The sequence below is a fragment of the Rania fehmarnensis genome (genome assembly GCF_056494185.1).
This window is the reverse complement of record NZ_CM151398.1, coordinates 8,441,601-8,456,842: the sequence shown is the minus strand read 5'-3', so window position 1 is coordinate 8,456,842 and position 15,242 is coordinate 8,441,601. Positions and strand designations below refer to the sequence as shown.

The following is a 15,242-nucleotide window of genomic DNA, read 5'->3' as shown; positions in this document are numbered from 1 at the left end:
TCTTCGCAATAAGTGATAGGTTGTTAAAGACGCGGCTCGACTACCACTTCAACTTTCTGCCCGCTCTGGCCTGCATCAACGGAGGGCGATCGATCCAGACCATTGGAGCGCGACAGCGTGGTACATTTTCTCGGATGTAATCATCGTCTTTTCGTTGCTCCATACAGCCACGAATCCCGTCAAGCTTCTCATCGTACCATTTGGTCAAGTTTCCGAGGCAACCACATTCGAGCACTTCTTCGATATACGAACAATCCAAGGAATTGTTTTCGTAGGTTCCTCTGGCGATGCTCTCCGACTGCGCTCGAAGTCGCCTGACAGTACGACGAAAACATTCTCGCACGGCTTTGTCGTGGACTGCCTCTTCTTCAAGCGTATCAAGGGTTTCGGCGTTGACTTTGACCATAGCGGGAAGTGAATGCTCGCTTCGGATCCCTATGAACTCAGATACGTCGTTTTTTGAAAATGCAGACGCTCGGCCCTGGGTAATTAATCTCGCTAGTGCCTGCCCCAGGTGCCGTGGATCTGGCACAACAATCTGGTCAGATTCATCAACATGCGCAACAGCCAGCAATCTCAATCGCTTGTCGCTCCAGCGAAGCTCGAAAACGCCTTGCAATGGACCTCCAGCGAATCCAAGCAACGGACGCTCAGTTTCTGGGGCCATCCGTTCCAACTGAAGTTCATGCATTTGATACTCCTTAGCATCGTGTCCAAGCGTAGCCAGTCCATGGACACGTTTGGTCCTGCGGAGGATCACGAGCTCATATCGTCAGTTTCGCGCAGTGCGATGTGGCGTTGCCGAGGCGTTGTACATAGAAATCGAGCGTGTGCACGGTGCCGCATATAGAAGTAGCGGGTGCCGGGCCCTGGCTCGACAACTGCGAGCTCGGTTGTAGAAAGCGGTGCGCAGGGGCCACGGTAATCACGGTTGGAGTAGCTGGCACGCGACGCATCCGTGCTAGCGTGCCAGCTACCCCAATCATTGTCAATCATGGCTGTTGCCTCATTGGGAAAAATGTGCTAGTTTTTCCCAATGAAAGGGTGGTGAATCGATGACGCAAACCATTGCAAAACAGATACTTGCGACGATATACGGCCACGGGAGGGGGTGGGCGTTTTCTCCAAAGGATTTTAGCCGCTTTGCGCGGCCAGAAGACGCATTGGGCTCTCTTGCCAAAGCTGGAACCATTCGCCGTGTGATTCGTGGCATTTACGACTATCCACGATTCAGCGACCTGCTAAAAAAGCCAATGTCGCCCGATGTTCACCAAGTCGCCAATGCTCTCGCCCGAAAGTTCGGCTGGAATATTGTGCCTGATGGCACCTCAGCACTGAACTTAATCGGCATTTCCACGCAGGTGCCAGGACAATATCTCTATTTGACTGATGGGCCATCGCGATCTTATAAAATTGGCAAAACGTCACTCAATTTCAAACATGCTGCTCTCAAGGAAATGAAGTTTCGATACGACGAGAGTGCGATTATCGTTCACGCTCTAAAGTCGCTCGGCGAGGCTCGGCTTACTGACGATGCCACAAACCAAATCCGAAATTGGCTACCGGTAGACATGTGTACGAAGGTTCGTGAAGATACCTCGCGCGTAACCGGCTGGGTCTATCAGGCGGTGCAGCGAATAACTGAAAAGGCCAACCATGGATAAGGTTGCCAGTTTGCCACAGCAAGAGCGAGAGCAGTTGTTTCAAGAAACGGCTGCCGCTAGAGGCTTCCACGAGGCAATTGCAGAAAAAGACTTCTGGGTTTGCTGGGTGCTCATGAAACTTTTTGGCGAACCATCATTGGCAGACCATCTTGTATTCAAGGGCGGGACGTCTCTTTCCAAGGTGTTTGGGATCATCGATCGATTTTCAGAAGATATCGATCTGGTCCTCGACTGGCGGTTACTGGGCTATGGAAAAACGGGCCGCGATCCATGGCAGAAGCTCAACTCAAATACCCAACTGGATCGATTCAACAAGGAGTTCAATGAACAGGCCGCTCGCTACATTGCGGATACTTTGTGCGGGCAACTTCGTAACCTGTTTTCCTCATGCCCATCGGTTCAGGTTCACATCTCCAACAAAGATCCGCAAACGATTGAAGTCACCTACCCCGCATCGTTCAAGCTCACCGCTATTCGACCTCAGGTCCGGCTTGAAATCGGCCCGCTTGCGTCATGGGTACCATCGGCCGAGTTTTCCATCCAGCCCTATGCCGCTGAGGTGTTTCCCCAGGTGTTCGATCAACCGGTATGTAAGGTCGTGGCCATAACTGCGGAACGCACGTTTTGGGAAAAGGCCACCATCTTACACCAGCAAGCCCATCGCACCACGATAATGCCGAGTGGCTATTCGCGGCACTACTATGATCTCTACCAACTGGCAGAATCACCGATTCTTAAAAATGCATTGGCAGATATGAAATTATTGGCGGATGTCGTGCAATTCAAGCAACGATTTTACCGAAGCAGTTGGGCGAACTACGAGTCTGCAAAACCGGGTAGCTTTCGGTTGATGCCACCGGATGAGCGCGAACGTGAATTGGTGAAAGACTATGCAGTCATGCGTCCCATGTTCTTTTCCGAGCCCGTTGCCTGGTCGCAAATCATGGATGGTCTGCGGCGACTTGAGGCTGCCATAAACGCAATTACCGCTCCCGAATAAAACACGTTGCTTACTGGCACGTTCAGCGTAACCGCAGTCTGGATTGTTTGCGAAACCGTTACTGCTAGGGACGCAGCCCTGGTATTTCCAATTCAATGCTTAGCAGATGCAAACCGCGACTGAATCGACGTTGTGTGCAAAACCAGTAACTTACGAAGTTGTGGTGTCGGATAGGCAATCTCACACTTCCCTTGTTGTATTGCACTCACTCGTGAATAAAATACGCCTTGTGATCAACCGTAACACCAGAAGGGGCAGTGTGTGGCCAGAACAGCAGTGGCACCAGATTTTACTCCATGTCCTTACGACACCACGGCCTGGCAGGAGTATGTAAACCAGTTTTTGAAGCAACACTGGGATTTGCTCGGCCTTGCGGTCTACTTACCAGTTCCCGATCGAACACATGGAGATCGGGGGCTCGAAGGATTTACTACCAACGGCCATAGCTATCAAGCCTATGCAGACATCAACTCGCGGGACGGAAGTGAAAGGAGAAAAGGCCAGGTTAAAAAAATAACCACCGATCTAAAAAAACTAGAGACGAACTGTTCCTGGTGGAAGGAAACGCTTCAGGGGGTTCGATTGCGCACTTGGACTCTGGTTGTGCCATTTCTCGATGATGCAAATGTTCTCAAGCACGCGAGGAAGAAGGGTGGGGAGTTGGTCGAAAAGAAGCTACCCATACTCGCAGATGATTTTCAAGCCGTTGTCCATACGAGTAAGGAGTATGCTCGTGCATGCGAGTTATTGAATAACCGCGGACTTGCTTTTCGTATGATCAACCCGCGACCAGTGCTGGACGAGGAAATTGAAAAGCTGGAAAGCGATCCAACTTTCACCGGCAATATGCGTCGCAAAATTAGTGCCTATGCACAGGAAAGCCACCAGCTATCGGAATTCAAGCGACATCTCGAACTCCATTTGCGATACTCCAATTACATGTCCGATCTCTTTCATCACTTCCCCAGCGTTTGGGAATCGATTGGTGACCTGCGGGATGCATTGGTCAATACCGTGGCTTTAGAGAACAGCTTTGCAATAGCACAACCACGGGAACGCATTTGTGATATGCGGGACGCTTATTTGGCAATGTTGCACCGAGACTGTGCTGAGTTACCTGAGGACAAAATTCAACTATTGATAAACGGATTGCTCGCCACGTGGCTTGGTGATTGCACTCTCGACTTTTGAAGGAGCCAACATGGACGAAGACATTGCATATCGATTGCTCGAAGCCAAGTTTACCGTGCGCAAGCGTCCCATATCAATTCCTTGTGCACATCGGCCTCTTTGGCGCTTCTCTGTACTCACACTGATGATTGACAGTTGTAGAAGCAGAATCGCCTCACTTGAGCAACTTCAAGTATTGAACTGGGCAATCAAAACCGTTGAAAATCAGGACAAACTTTTGGATTGGCTAAACGGTGCCCCATCATCGCTCGATGTGGTTGTTCGTCGCGATCCTAGTCTCAATCGAACTCTCGAACTCGCTATCGCTGAAGGCATAATTGCATATGACTCTACATCCAGCGACACAAACCTCCGCCTTAAGTTGGGACCTGCCGGCGACGACATCCTGAAGCTCATTTGGTCGATGGCCGATTCCTTTGTTGTGGAAAAACGATTCTTTCAGAGCCTTCCCCACAAGATGACGAACCGAGAAATTACGACGCTATTTCCGCGAGTCCCCACATGAACAAGCTTCGTATTCGAAGACTACAAATTGCGGTCGTAGCGGAGAATGCCCGGTTTGCTTGTGATGTCACATTCAACGACGGACTAAACGTTATCCACGCACGAAATTCAAGCGGAAAATCCTCAATCGTTATGGGCATTCTTTATGGGCTAGGTCTGGAAGGAATGCTAGGGCCAAGTCCCGCACCGCCATTTCCCGATTCCATGCTCGATACCATACTGGAAGGCGAGCTGCCTTACAAAGTCATCGAATCATGTGTAACGATCGAGATAGAAGGTGCCAACGAAAAGTTCTTGACTTGTAAACGTATCGTGCAAGAGCCATCGGAGCGTGTTGCTTCTCGGCGACAGCTGATATCCGTCCATCGAGGCCAACTCCTAACCGTCCCTGAGCGGGCAGAAAGCCTCGGCGACTACTTTGTCAGAATGCGCGATGCAGCGACAAGTAGCAAAGGCTTTCATACATTCTTGACGCAGTTTCTTGGCTGGTCATTACCCAGCGTTAGAACCTTTGACGGCAATGAAGCTCAACTCTATCTAGAGTGTGTTTTTCCCTATTTCTTCGTAGATCAACTTAGCGGGTGGCGCGAAATAAAAGCGCGTATGCCAACCTACTTGCGCATTCCCGACATGGCCAAACGGGGTTTTGAGTTTGTTTTAAAGCTTGACTACCTTAATAAGCAACTCGAGCGACAGGACATCGAGATCAGACGGCAAGAAATTGAGCAGCGGTGGCAGCAAAAACTCCAGGCACTAGAAGCTGCTGCTGGATCGAAGATGTTATCAATCAGCGGATTGCCAAAAAAGTGCCCAACGGCAATGCCCGACAAATTAAGAATTGAGTACACCGACGGTCAAAATTGGATGTTGCTAGCCCAAGCAGTTACTGCAAAGCAAGAGGAACTTGACCGCTTGATGAAAATTGCGAGTATGACTTTGCAGCGTGCCGCGCAGCGAGCTACAGCGGAGGTAGCAGAGGCGGAACTTGAGTATGAAAGATTGCGTCTATCGTCAGATCAGTTGAAAGAGCTACAATCACTCGATCAAAAGTTGGTTGCATCCATTGAGCTGCGCATGACCACGCTCGCAGAAGAAAATAGAGAATATTTAGACACCAAAAGAATCCTAGATCGGGGTGGCTTCGTCGAATCGTCTGTCGCGAAGGGATATTGCCCAACGTGCAGACAATCGATGAAGGACACGCTGTTGGAACAGGGCGGGCAGCATACCCCAATGTCGCTAGAGCAAAACATAGCATTTATCCGTGACGAATATCATTCGCTTCTCGGAAGTCGCAACAACCTTACAAAATCGCTGCAGTCGCGAACGGTCCAACTGAATGCGCTAACAGAGAAGATCTTGGAATGTGTTCAACGCATCCGCGAAACACGCAGGTCAATTTTGGCGGCAGATGGTTCTCCATCCGAGAGCGACATCGGCAAGCGACTGATGCTTGAGCGCGAAGTCGATCAACTTGGCAACGTTTCAGAGTGGTGGGAAGGTCAACGGGCAGAACTCAACGTTATTGTTAATGATTTCAAAGGGTGCTCAGGCGAGAGTGATGCTATAACGCTTTCAGATACGGACACGAAAAAACTGGGCGCTGTACAAAAAGCCTTTTTGGAACAATTGAGTGCGTATGGTTTCCGTAGTTACAAGCTGAGCGAGATTTATTTGGACCGCGAATCTTACCGGCCCAGTAGGTTTGATCGAGAGCTTGGCCTGACTTCCGCAAGCGATGCCGTAAGGCTGGTTTGGGCTCAACTGTTAAGCATGCTGGAGGTGAGTCGTAGCTTTGATACGCACCACCTTGGCCTACTCATATTCGACGAGCCCAAGCAGCAAAATGCCGATGATGTGAGTTTGCAGGAGCTACTTCTACGAGCTGAAGCTTCAATTGATTTTGGCCAGCAAATTATTGTTGCCACTAGTAAGGACACCAGTTCCACTACGTTGGAACTGAAAGTCGAACGATTCACGCTAATTCAGGTTGGAGAAGAGGAACGCTTTCTTGTTAGGCAGCAAGAGTTGCAGAACGACATTCTCTTTTAGGACCGCTTTGCATATCCGTGCTTTCCATCGGTCAGCTTTCAGCAAACTCAATCTATGTTTGGCATGTTTTTACCACAAACTAGGCGTCACCTAGTCAGTTGCCGGCATCCTCGCAAGTTGTTTGTAGATTGCATCATCGTTACGCTTGCCGAATGCCACGACTGCTACCGACTCTTCGTCAAATCGGTAGATGACACGGTACTCGCCCACTGCAATGCGCATATAGGGACTTCCCTGGAGTGGTTTGGAATAGTGTGGTGTTGCGTCATTGAGCAGATCAAGAATCGAACTCACTACCTGGCGATACTGTTTTGCGGGAAGCAAATCCAGTTCTTTAAGCACGCTGCGCTGTAGCTTAAGGTTGCGCACCAGAGGTTGCTAGGCGGGTTGCCAACAGCTTGATGGCATCTGCATGATCGATCCATTCACCTGCTTGCTCGGCGGCTTCGGCCCGTGCTATCCAATACATATCTTCAAGCCGCTGCAGGTGTTCGAATTCTGACGGCGACATCACGACCGCGAGTGGTTTCCCCGCCTTCTCGACCAAAATCGGTTCGACATTCGACTGTGCTAGATACTCGCCAAGCTGGCTCTTGAATTCTGATGATGAGATGTGCTGCATGTACGGTTTGTCCTTTCCGTACATAGTGCCACAAAGTTGAATTCTGCGCAAGCAATATTTGGTTTGTTAGGAGGCGCTGCTCTAGTTGTGAACTTAAACGATTGAATTTAAACAACTTCAAAAATTGCACGCGGCAAGCACGGTTAGAAGTTAGCGACTCACTGAATTTGAAACACCGTTCCAGCCTTGATCGGGATACCAGGTTCGATTTCCTTTATGAGCCGTTCGGTCCCATCGGGCATGCGTTCGATGATTTTCCCGTTCCTCGCCTGTGTTACGCTTCGACCAGATTCAAGTGCATCTTTAATCGCTAACTTCACTGCGAGCGCCGCCAGCAACGGGATGTTCTCTTCGGTTTGCGGGATGGTTGCTGGATCTTCCATTGTCTACTTCTAACACATCGGTCCACACTCGTCAGCTGGAACTTCCAAATTTAACAAAGCGCGACGGCACCTCGGCGCGTACACCGACCGCGACATCCGGGGCTTCGCCTTGCTCGGTGGCTGCTGCCACGTCCCCCTACTCCCGCTGGTGCGAACAGCCAAAACCGATAAGGATTCGCCCTCGAATTCAGCAGCTCCGCAAAGCCTACACACCTGATTCGGTAACGAGCTGATTTATCTCTCTTCGCTGGCCATGGCTTCAGCCATACGCATGCGCTCCACGCTTCGCCTGGCCAGCCTCATTCGCTCGCTCATGAGCAATCGCGCCTGACGGCACCGTGTTTCTTTCTCTTCAATTCGGGGGAGACCCCGTTCAGGTCAAGGATCGGGCCATGCGCGGCGTGCGGCGCCTCCCCAGCTTCCGCGCTTCGCATAGCTTCGCTTGTGCAGCCAGGGCCCCTCCACAATCCGCGTCCTTGACCTGAACTCCCCCTGGGCCAAGGGCATTCGCCCCCGCTGCTTTCCGAAAGCAGGCGGGCTGCTTCCAGCAATGGAAGAAGCCAACAGCCGCATACCGTTTTCTTTCACTCTGGGGAGTTTTTTGCGATGTCCACCATTACCACTTCCGCAACCACATCCAGCCGCACCGACATCTACACTCGTGTTACCGATCGCATTGTCGAGCAACTTGAGCAAGGCATTCGCCCCTGGCTCAAACCATGGTCCGCAGAGCATGCCGCTGGCCGCATCAACCGGCCGCTTCGCTCTAACTTCCAGCCCTATAACGGTATCAACATCCTGATGCTTTGGGCATCAGCCGAAGACCAGGGATTCTGTTCACCGCTCTGGCTCACCTTCAACCAATGCAAAGAGTTGGGTGGCCATGTGAAGAAAGGCGAGCATGGATCGCCCGTCGTTTACGCATCCACCTTCAAGAAGGAAGAAGAAGGTGACGACGGTGAATCCACCGAACGCGATATCTCATTCCTCAAGCAATACACGGTATTCAATGCCGAGCAATGCGAAGGACTGCCCGAGCGCTTCTATGAAATGAAGACCGAACCCAAGCCGATGCTTGAACGCATTGCAGCTGCGGATCAGTTTTTCAAGCAAACAGGTGCGGATATCCGTGAAGGTGGCAACTAGGCCTATTACACGATCAGCCATGACTATATCGGCATGCCACGCATCGAGACGTTTCGCGATGCCGAAGCACATGCCGCCGTTACTGCCCATGAGCTCACCCACTGGACCCGCAATCCAACGCGGTTGGATCGCGATCTTGGCCGCAAACGCTTCGGCGATGCAGGCTATGCCATGGAAGAACTCGTGGCTGAACTGGGCTCCGCTTTCCTGTGTGCCGACCTTGGCATCACGCCCGAGCTACGCGATGACCATGCCAGCTACATCGCCAACTGGCTGGAAGTGTTGAAGAACGACAAACGGGCAGTATTCACTGCCGCATCGCACGCATCCAAAGCGATTGATTATCTCCACTCGCTGAAAGCCACCGCTGAGTAATTGGAGATTCAGAGCAGCCGGCCAGCGGCTCAGTTCTTGAGCCGCTGGCTTCCATCGAACATTTTCAAATCAAACATTGAACAACGAGTCATAACCATGGACCCAACCGCTTGCTACCTGATCATTCTGGAAGCCTTCCGCGAACACGACTATGCCCGCGCACGCGAGTACGCGTTGATCCTCAAAGCCTGGCTGGAATCAAGTGGATTTTATCCCCTGGGCTTTGAGGCCACCGATATCTATGACACCCTTGGTGTTATCCTTCGGCCAGCCTGCAATGCATCTGCACTACGTTTTCCATTTGCACGTATCATCTGCAACCACTGCGATACGGGATCCCAAATCGAATCCTTGCCTGATGCCATCGATGAAGGCTGGTACAAAATCGACCTCACCGTCGATCTGCCAAATGTCAGCCATATTGGCACATGTCCTGCATGCCGCCGCAAGCAGGAAGAGGATTGCTAATAACCATCTATCTCAAGCCGATCAAAATGCAGCCCGCCGATTTCGGCGGGCTGTTTGTATTAGTGGCTGAAATTTGCGGCGCTATCGCGCCGGGTTGCCGGCATCGTGTCGGCGCAAACAGTCTCGCCAAATCTCATCCTTGGTCAACTTTTAATTCGTACTGACAATCATCGCACTAAAACATATTCCGCATCACATGCGGTCTGACCGTTGCTAATAAGATAGTCACCATCTTCGCCTGTTAAACAGTTTCCTTTAGGCGAACCAAATGGTGGAAGTCCCAAGAATCTTCCGGTACGTGCAACGCCATCGTCAATTTTACTATCAATGTTTTGAAGGGCTAACGGAGTGAAGATGCCGGTTCTTTGCATGTATTGTGAACTTATGCCAAGGAATTCTGGCGAACCGATATTTAGGTGCAAAGATACTATTGTTGTAACATCATATGCAGGGGTAGAAAGCTGATAGGCAGATCCCCATCCCGGGTAGCCAACATAATTGCCTGCTCCCATCGCCTGATTTTCATTGTATTTAAGACGAGGATACCCAGTGCCAATCGCCGATGCGCCAGTAAATCCTTCTCCAATCAAGCGTGCGTTACTCAAGTGTTGAAAAAAGCGTGTGTTCTCACCCACAAAATGGAATTGATCAGAAGGCGCATCTACTTTTTGATTGCCATTACCAATGGGACCAAGTCCAAAACTCGTGGCGTTACTTAGATCGCCTGGCAATCCGTTGAATTTGAGTTTGAATGTAATCACGGCAGCGTTGAATGCCTCTAGCTGGCTCACTTGAGCACGGATACGCGCTGCTTCGATAAGATCTCGTCCAACCAACATCCCACCTACAAGCAAGCCAATGATAACCAGCACAATGCTGAGCTCGATCAGCGTGGATGCTGATTTATGGTGAATTTGCTTTTGCTCCGATGGGCCCATTCTTTTAGATTAGCACGACTTTGTTAACCGAAGGTTAACAGCAGGCAAAACTAGCGGCCGCGTTTATTCCGTCTTGGCAGAGCAACACTTTTTACTTGAATTTGCATCTGTTCGCTGTAAGTCACTCCGGAATTTCACTTGATACCGGAGGACCCCCTGAAGCCAGATCATGAACTTATTCAAGCTTGTAGAGATGGACGCGAAGAAGCGGCTCGCCAAGCACTTACGCGTGGGGCTTCCGCAAATGCGAAGATCCACGGCAAATCATGCCTGCGTGTTGCTGGTGAGCATGGTGGCAATGAAATCGTACAACTGCTTCTTAGAGCCGGTGCCGATCCGAATGAGATTGTTGATCGTAAAGGCAATACGTTGATCAACTGGGCAGCCGCTCAAGGCAACTACGGTTTCGTAGTGGAGCTACTGAAATACAAAGCTAATCCGCTGATTCCGAATCGTGACGGCAAAACAGCACTGCTTACCGCTTGCCATGGTGACAATGAATTCTTGCTGGACCGCCTGGTGTCAGTTACTGGCCAGAATTCTGACGAACAAGGCAATTCTCCACTTCATGAGGCTGCACAATTTGGGACGACGGGCATGTGTGCATTGCTGCTCAGTCGCGGAGCATTTATTAATCGGCAAAACGCAGACGGTGTCACTCCACTTTATGCTGCAAAAGTGGCTGGAAGGCAGGATATCGTACAGCTCCTACTCGCAAACGGCGCTGATGATTCGATCACACCTTTCCCAGCTCGTCAGCCAGAACAAATTAAGCAGCTAATGATCGATTTTGATTCGGAGCCAGAAAGGCCGACAGCAACACTGGCATATGTCAGCAAAGTTGCAGAAGGACAAGGGGCAAATAACAAGTTGAGTAAGCAAGATGGTTGGCAAATCTGAGTAACACTTTGCCAATGGCAAGGACCAAGCAGAGGCACAGACTTCCATCCGTTCCGAATGCAATGGCCCTTGCTCATTTACATTCGGCAAGAAGCTGTCTGCGATCAATCTTTATGTTCAAGCACGTAGGTAAGTATCTTACTTAAGGGATACGCGTATTTACGTAATAGCCTGCGGTACTTTCTGAGCTTAGGGAGCTTCTTGGACAAGTGTTCAAGAAATTGCAATAGCTCTTCGAGTTCAATAAGCACAGAATATTCGTATGCGGTATTTCCCTTCGGATTACTTCCCCGGTCACGCACTCGAAAGCGGATAGCTTGAGCGTTTTCATCGTACCAGATTTCCACTGGTGAACTACAAATGAGTCGCTTGGTTCCACGGTTACGAAAACCTCCAGTACGCCATAAATGCATAGCATTACCCTTTCCATTAATGGAAATTGATGAAAAACATCATGCAATGCGAAACCATTAACGCATTGCATTTGAAGCTAAAAGTGAGAATGGTCAGTCAACGCTGACGGATCTGTGCCAACAACTGGCAAGTAAGAGGCGAGGGTTGATATATCATAAGAATTAATTCTTATGCCGCCGTCGCCGCGACACGCCCCCCCCCGAATGGCTGGAGTGCGGTGCGATTTATTCATGATAAGCGAGTTTTTACCGTAATTGCAATAAGGCAAGGCAAAAATATTTGTAATTGCAATAATCGCTGCGGAATTGGCTTAGAAAACAAATGCTGTTAATTGGCGTAACAGCTTAACGATCGTAGTGAGTTCCCCTCAAATCGTATCCTGCTTCGGAAATTCCTGCGGTTCAGGCTGCATCCGTTCCAGCATCCTCAGTATTTCCCGTTGCTTCTGAACGTAACGTTCCCAGGTGTCGCCTGGGCAATAGGTTTCACAGATGAGGCTTACCGCATACTGTATTCCTGCATCGCGTTCAGAATTCCAGCTGGCCATCACAGCAAAGAATGACCACACAAACGTCATCACCCAGCATGCAAAGCTGATGACGATCGCTGCCAGCAGTTTCCGCTCATACCGCATGGTTTGATGCAAGGCCCATGCGGCAGATATCGGGATCACCAGCCAGAGCGTTGATAGTAAGGTGGTCACCAATTCCGAAGTCGTGTCACTGCTGTACCACAAAACCGTCTGGAAATAGATGTGAGTTGCGAGCGCCGCGACATTGACGATGAGCATCACTGCTGCCACTTTCAAGCCGGTAGCGACTGGAATGCGGGTGACGTTTCCGATGTGTTTTTGCTTCAGGGAGCGAGTCATGGGTGGAATCCGTGTTTCCAGTTGAATTAATGCCAAAGCCCACAGCGTTTGTCACGCTCCAAATGGCATCCACAAATGTTCCTTGACAGGCCTGTTTTCACTCGGCTAGTTTTCAGCATGCTTTCGCACTCCATTCGACCTTCCGATACCGATCTGCTTTTTGAAGCGTGCCTGGTTGGCAACCAACGCGGTATCATCGACCTGCTGCTCGAAGGCCTGTCAGTCGACACGCGCAACCAACATGATCAGACCATGCTGATGATCGCGTCGCAAAAAGGCGACTTGGCTATGGTTGAGGTGCTGCTTTCGCAAGGTGCGGATGTAAATGCTCGGGATGCATTTGGCAGGAATTGTCTGCATCACGCAGTCGGCAGCGGCGATAGCCAGCTATTTCGCTACCTCGTATCGGCGGGTGCTGCAATCGAGTTGAATACACGAAAGGGCCACACGCCACTTCACTTCGCTTGCCGGAGCACGGAACTAGCGGTGATTCATACATTAGTCGAGCTTGGAGCAAATATTCACGCGTTGACGTTTGCAAATGAGTCCATGCTTCACCAGGCCATCCATTCGATTGAGCATGGTGGCTGCATGCAGCGTATGCCTGCCGTGGTTGAGTACCTCATCACAGCAGGTGTCGACGCTATGATTCGCAACAGCAGCGGTAAGAACGCCATGGATCTGATTGGGCATTGGCATCGGATATTTGCAGATGACAAGCAGCGCGTCTTGGTGCTCGAATTGGCCAGGCAGCAACTCTGGTAGAATCGGTTGACACATGTAAGACTTCAAGAATTGCGGCAGGAAGTCGAAGTTGCAAATGCACGCAACTGAACTGCTTTGTGAATTCGGATTAGGAATTCAACCCAGTTGCTCGTATACGAACCCCAAAACACAAAAATGTAGCCATGGCTCGTTTATACGGCCTGGAATAGGACGGTGGCTGTAATGCTTCAGTCGCTCTCGCGTTTGCAAATCCAACTCTCGGTTTCGTCAATGCTAATGCAGAATTTGGGATCACAAGAGAAAATATAATGGGACTTTAGCAGTTGAAACCCGTTTAGCTTCGCAACTTCAGTCGTGCTGAGAGCATCGGGTATTAGGCACGTTCTGCTGGGAGATACGACCAGAAGCGTTTTAGACAAAGGCATTGCCACAGTTACATTCGGGCTACCTACATCCAATACACTGCGTATGGTATTGCAATCCCCTAAAACTACCACGGGATCATCTGAACAAACGAGAAAGGGTGCATTTTCGGCAATGGAAACTAGCTTCCAATAGCGTTGACCAAAAGCCCAAAAATTGCAGGCCGTAAAGAGGGTCAAAAACCTAACAAAATCGTCCTGATCGAGGTTCTCGAATTTGTGAACAAGTCCATAAAAGTTTCCCCAATAGAGCTCTTTGTCGGGATGATCAAATTGACCAAAGAGTTGTTCAATTTGAAACATAAGTTCGTTGGATTTGCGAAGCGTAGAACGCAGATCGTCGACTTGCGACTTGAATCGCGGTGTTCGAATCGCAGTGAAAGCTATGAATTGAACAAAATCACTGTAGGTTGGTTGGTCCTTTGGCATCGCAGCGTCAGTTACTACCGAGTCGAGTACCTTGGACCACTTATGCTCGAATTGCTCACCGATGAGCCCCTCAACAATCTGCTGATTTCCGTCCATCGAAGCCTTTGGCACGGTATAGAAGTGCCAAATCCTTCCTAAGCTCGCAGGAGACTTCGGTTCCCATCTCGGTTTTCTTCCAGGCTCGGAATAGCCCCAGAGCATGCCATTGTTTCGCTGCTCATGTGTAAAGTGCTTAAGGAACATTGTCGGAACGATGTGATGATTCTCTCGATTTCCCATAGGCCACAGCTAAGAGCAAGTCGGTAAAACCCTGATTTTACGAAATTGCTACGCGATCGCTACCACGGCTCACAATCAGTTAACACTTTGATGCCTTAGCCGCAACAGTTGTGACCATGAATGGAGGCAACTACAGCCGTCGCCGGTCGCATCCAGCAGAATATTGGCTCCCCCTGAAGGTAACCCCCAATATTCAGCTGGACACGATCACTTCGTTCCGGCTAGCCGGCTGTTACGTGGAGGTGAATTGGTCGCAATTGTTGCGGCCATGCAACAACTACCAAGGAAGGTCACTATGTCACGTTTAACCGTCACTGAGAAAGAGCACTGGAAATCCCGCATCGAGCAACGCATCAATCGAGCGATCGAGAAACTGCAATGGAGGAACCCAATCTTCATGTCCACCATTCAGGCCGAAGCACGGGCTTCAGCTTTTAAGAAGTTGGGAATTGCTGATCTACATTTGAAACGCGAATCGCTACTTGCGTCCATCAAGGATCTGCAAGCTAAGGCAGATGCGTTTGAGCAATCCATGTTCGAAAAGATTCTCGGGCCGAATCGCCCCTATCCGTACCACAACCGATCTGATTTGGACACCATCGTTCGCAAGGAAGCAGCTCAGATCGAGGACGAACTATTAGCGGGTGACGAGCTAGGTCGGCAAATTCTGAAGCTCCGGGCGGAGAAAGAATCGCTGCTTGATACGCTGTGGCTGGCAACATCAAGCCAGCAAGTCCGCGAGCTCTGGAACCAGGTGGCTGTAGTGCTCGGCGATGAGCATACGGCTCTTCAAGCCGAAATTCTTGCCAAGACCGTTGAAGCGTAACCACCCACACCGAAAGCGGCGATGATCTCGTC

The 15,242-nt window shown here is 50.2% G+C and carries 18 protein-coding genes; 11 read left to right on the top strand and 7 right to left on the bottom strand.

Translation table 11 applies throughout. The features are described from left to right. Positions 1-40: 40 nt before the first annotated feature. Positions 41-691, bottom strand: coding sequence for a hypothetical protein (locus SH573x_RS28830; protein WP_479351510.1), 651 nt, complete (start codon positions 689-691; stop codon positions 41-43). A gap of 364 nt (positions 692-1,055) precedes the next feature. Between SH573x_RS28830 and SH573x_RS28825 the strand changes: the two genes are divergently transcribed. The 5 genes from SH573x_RS28825 to SH573x_RS28805 all read left to right on the top strand — a co-directional run bounded on the left by SH573x_RS28825 (position 1,056) and on the right by SH573x_RS28805 (position 6,411). After that, positions 1,056-1,664 (top strand): DUF6088 family protein, encoded by a 609-nt coding sequence (locus tag SH573x_RS28825; protein ID WP_479351508.1) that lies wholly within the window; start codon positions 1,056-1,058, stop codon positions 1,662-1,664. Next, entirely contained in the window at positions 1,657-2,664 is a 1,008-nt protein-coding gene (locus tag SH573x_RS28820; protein WP_479351506.1) for a nucleotidyl transferase AbiEii/AbiGii toxin family protein, read from the top strand. The genes SH573x_RS28825 and SH573x_RS28820 overlap by 8 nt, the downstream gene beginning before the upstream one ends. A 261-nt stretch (positions 2,665-2,925) precedes the next feature. Further along, positions 2,926-3,855 carry a hypothetical protein gene (locus SH573x_RS28815; protein ID WP_479351504.1) on the top strand — a complete coding sequence of 310 codons (930 nt, stop codon included), beginning with the start codon at positions 2,926-2,928 and terminating at the stop codon, positions 3,853-3,855. A gap of 10 nt (positions 3,856-3,865) precedes the next feature. Then, complete coding sequence (locus SH573x_RS28810) at positions 3,866-4,360, top strand: hypothetical protein (protein WP_479351502.1); 495 nt, start codon at positions 3,866-3,868, stop codon at positions 4,358-4,360. After that, positions 4,357-6,411: an ATP-binding protein gene (locus tag SH573x_RS28805; protein ID WP_479351500.1), complete on the top strand. Its 2,055-nt coding sequence runs from the start codon at positions 4,357-4,359 to the stop codon at positions 6,409-6,411. Before SH573x_RS28810 ends, SH573x_RS28805 begins: the two co-directional genes overlap by 4 nt. A gap of 90 nt (positions 6,412-6,501) precedes the next feature. Here the strand turns inward: SH573x_RS28805 and SH573x_RS28800 are convergent, their stop codons facing one another. From SH573x_RS28800 to SH573x_RS28790, 3 genes are all read right to left on the bottom strand, one after another. Then, the gene (locus tag SH573x_RS28800; protein ID WP_479351499.1) at positions 6,502-6,780 is read right to left on the bottom strand and encodes a type II toxin-antitoxin system RelE family toxin; all 279 of its coding nucleotides are present in this window, start codon (positions 6,778-6,780) and stop codon (positions 6,502-6,504) included. Continuing rightward, the gene (locus SH573x_RS28795) at positions 6,767-7,033 is read right to left on the bottom strand and encodes a type II toxin-antitoxin system Phd/YefM family antitoxin (protein WP_479351497.1); all 267 of its coding nucleotides are present in this window, start codon (positions 7,031-7,033) and stop codon (positions 6,767-6,769) included. Before SH573x_RS28795 ends, SH573x_RS28800 begins: the two co-directional genes overlap by 14 nt. Positions 7,034-7,191: 158 nt before the next feature. Then, positions 7,192-7,416, bottom strand: coding sequence for a hypothetical protein (locus SH573x_RS28790; protein WP_479351495.1), 225 nt, complete (start codon positions 7,414-7,416; stop codon positions 7,192-7,194). Between the two features lie 606 nt (positions 7,417-8,022). Here SH573x_RS28790 and SH573x_RS28785 point away from each other — a divergent pair. The 3 genes from SH573x_RS28785 to SH573x_RS28775 all read left to right on the top strand — a co-directional run bounded on the left by SH573x_RS28785 (position 8,023) and on the right by SH573x_RS28775 (position 9,405). Next, complete coding sequence (locus tag SH573x_RS28785) at positions 8,023-8,562, top strand: ArdC family protein (RefSeq protein ID WP_479351493.1); 540 nt, start codon at positions 8,023-8,025, stop codon at positions 8,560-8,562. Positions 8,563-8,574: 12 nt separating this feature from the next. Next, positions 8,575-8,937: a zincin-like metallopeptidase domain-containing protein gene (locus SH573x_RS28780; protein WP_479356828.1), complete on the top strand. Its 363-nt coding sequence runs from the start codon at positions 8,575-8,577 to the stop codon at positions 8,935-8,937. A 96-nt stretch (positions 8,938-9,033) separates the two neighbouring features. Beyond that, positions 9,034-9,405, top strand: a complete 372-nt coding sequence (locus SH573x_RS28775) for a hypothetical protein (protein ID WP_479351491.1) — start codon at positions 9,034-9,036, stop codon at positions 9,403-9,405. Between the two features lie 167 nt (positions 9,406-9,572). Here SH573x_RS28775 and SH573x_RS28770 read toward each other — a convergent pair whose 3' ends face one another. Next, on the bottom strand, positions 9,573-10,343 hold the full coding sequence (locus SH573x_RS28770; RefSeq protein ID WP_479351489.1) for a type II secretion system protein: 771 nt from the start codon (positions 10,341-10,343) through the stop codon (positions 9,573-9,575). 138 nt (positions 10,344-10,481) lie between these two features. On the opposite strand from SH573x_RS28770, the gene SH573x_RS28765 reads away from it, so the two are divergent. Then, positions 10,482-11,243, top strand: a complete 762-nt coding sequence (locus tag SH573x_RS28765; protein ID WP_479351488.1) for an ankyrin repeat domain-containing protein — start codon at positions 10,482-10,484, stop codon at positions 11,241-11,243. Positions 11,244-12,024: 781 nt separating this feature from the next. Here SH573x_RS28765 and SH573x_RS28760 read toward each other — a convergent pair. Continuing rightward, positions 12,025-12,528 (bottom strand): hypothetical protein, encoded by a 504-nt coding sequence (locus SH573x_RS28760; protein WP_479351486.1) that lies wholly within the window; start codon positions 12,526-12,528, stop codon positions 12,025-12,027. Between the two features lie 117 nt (positions 12,529-12,645). Here SH573x_RS28760 and SH573x_RS28755 point away from each other — a divergent pair, with 117 nt between their 5' ends. Continuing rightward, positions 12,646-13,293, top strand: coding sequence for an ankyrin repeat domain-containing protein (locus tag SH573x_RS28755; RefSeq protein WP_479351484.1), 648 nt, complete (start codon positions 12,646-12,648; stop codon positions 13,291-13,293). A gap of 188 nt (positions 13,294-13,481) precedes the next feature. Here the strand turns inward: SH573x_RS28755 and SH573x_RS28750 are convergent, their stop codons facing one another. Next, on the bottom strand, positions 13,482-14,384 hold the full coding sequence (locus SH573x_RS28750) for a DUF4238 domain-containing protein (protein WP_479351483.1): 903 nt from the start codon (positions 14,382-14,384) through the stop codon (positions 13,482-13,484). A 295-nt stretch (positions 14,385-14,679) separates the two neighbouring features. Between SH573x_RS28750 and SH573x_RS28745 the strand changes: the two genes are divergently transcribed. Further along, positions 14,680-15,210 (top strand): hypothetical protein, encoded by a 531-nt coding sequence (locus SH573x_RS28745; protein ID WP_479351482.1) that lies wholly within the window; start codon positions 14,680-14,682, stop codon positions 15,208-15,210. The last annotated feature ends 32 nt before the right edge of the window (positions 15,211-15,242 follow it).

Coding starts and splice junctions, on each gene's coding strand:
- SH573x_RS28830 (WP_479351510.1), bottom strand. CDS start 691: ATGCATGAACTTCAGTTGGAACGGATGGCCCCAGAAACTGAGCGTCCG.
- SH573x_RS28825 (WP_479351508.1), top strand. CDS start 1,056: ATGACGCAAACCATTGCAAAACAGATACTTGCGACGATATACGGCCAC.
- SH573x_RS28820 (WP_479351506.1), top strand. CDS start 1,657: ATGGATAAGGTTGCCAGTTTGCCACAGCAAGAGCGAGAGCAGTTGTTT.
- SH573x_RS28810 (WP_479351502.1), top strand. CDS start 3,866: ATGGACGAAGACATTGCATATCGATTGCTCGAAGCCAAGTTTACCGTG.
- SH573x_RS28805 (WP_479351500.1), top strand. CDS start 4,357: ATGAACAAGCTTCGTATTCGAAGACTACAAATTGCGGTCGTAGCGGAG.
- SH573x_RS28795 (WP_479351497.1), bottom strand. CDS start 7,033: ATGCAGCACATCTCATCATCAGAATTCAAGAGCCAGCTTGGCGAGTAT.
- SH573x_RS28790 (WP_479351495.1), bottom strand. CDS start 7,416: ATGGAAGATCCAGCAACCATCCCGCAAACCGAAGAGAACATCCCGTTG.
- SH573x_RS28785 (WP_479351493.1), top strand. CDS start 8,023: ATGTCCACCATTACCACTTCCGCAACCACATCCAGCCGCACCGACATC.
- SH573x_RS28775 (WP_479351491.1), top strand. CDS start 9,034: ATGGACCCAACCGCTTGCTACCTGATCATTCTGGAAGCCTTCCGCGAA.
- SH573x_RS28770 (WP_479351489.1), bottom strand. CDS start 10,343: ATGGGCCCATCGGAGCAAAAGCAAATTCACCATAAATCAGCATCCACG.
- SH573x_RS28760 (WP_479351486.1), bottom strand. CDS start 12,528: ATGACTCGCTCCCTGAAGCAAAAACACATCGGAAACGTCACCCGCATT.
- SH573x_RS28755 (WP_479351484.1), top strand. CDS start 12,646: ATGCTTTCGCACTCCATTCGACCTTCCGATACCGATCTGCTTTTTGAA.
- SH573x_RS28750 (WP_479351483.1), bottom strand. CDS start 14,384: ATGGGAAATCGAGAGAATCATCACATCGTTCCGACAATGTTCCTTAAG.
- SH573x_RS28745 (WP_479351482.1), top strand. CDS start 14,680: ATGTCACGTTTAACCGTCACTGAGAAAGAGCACTGGAAATCCCGCATC.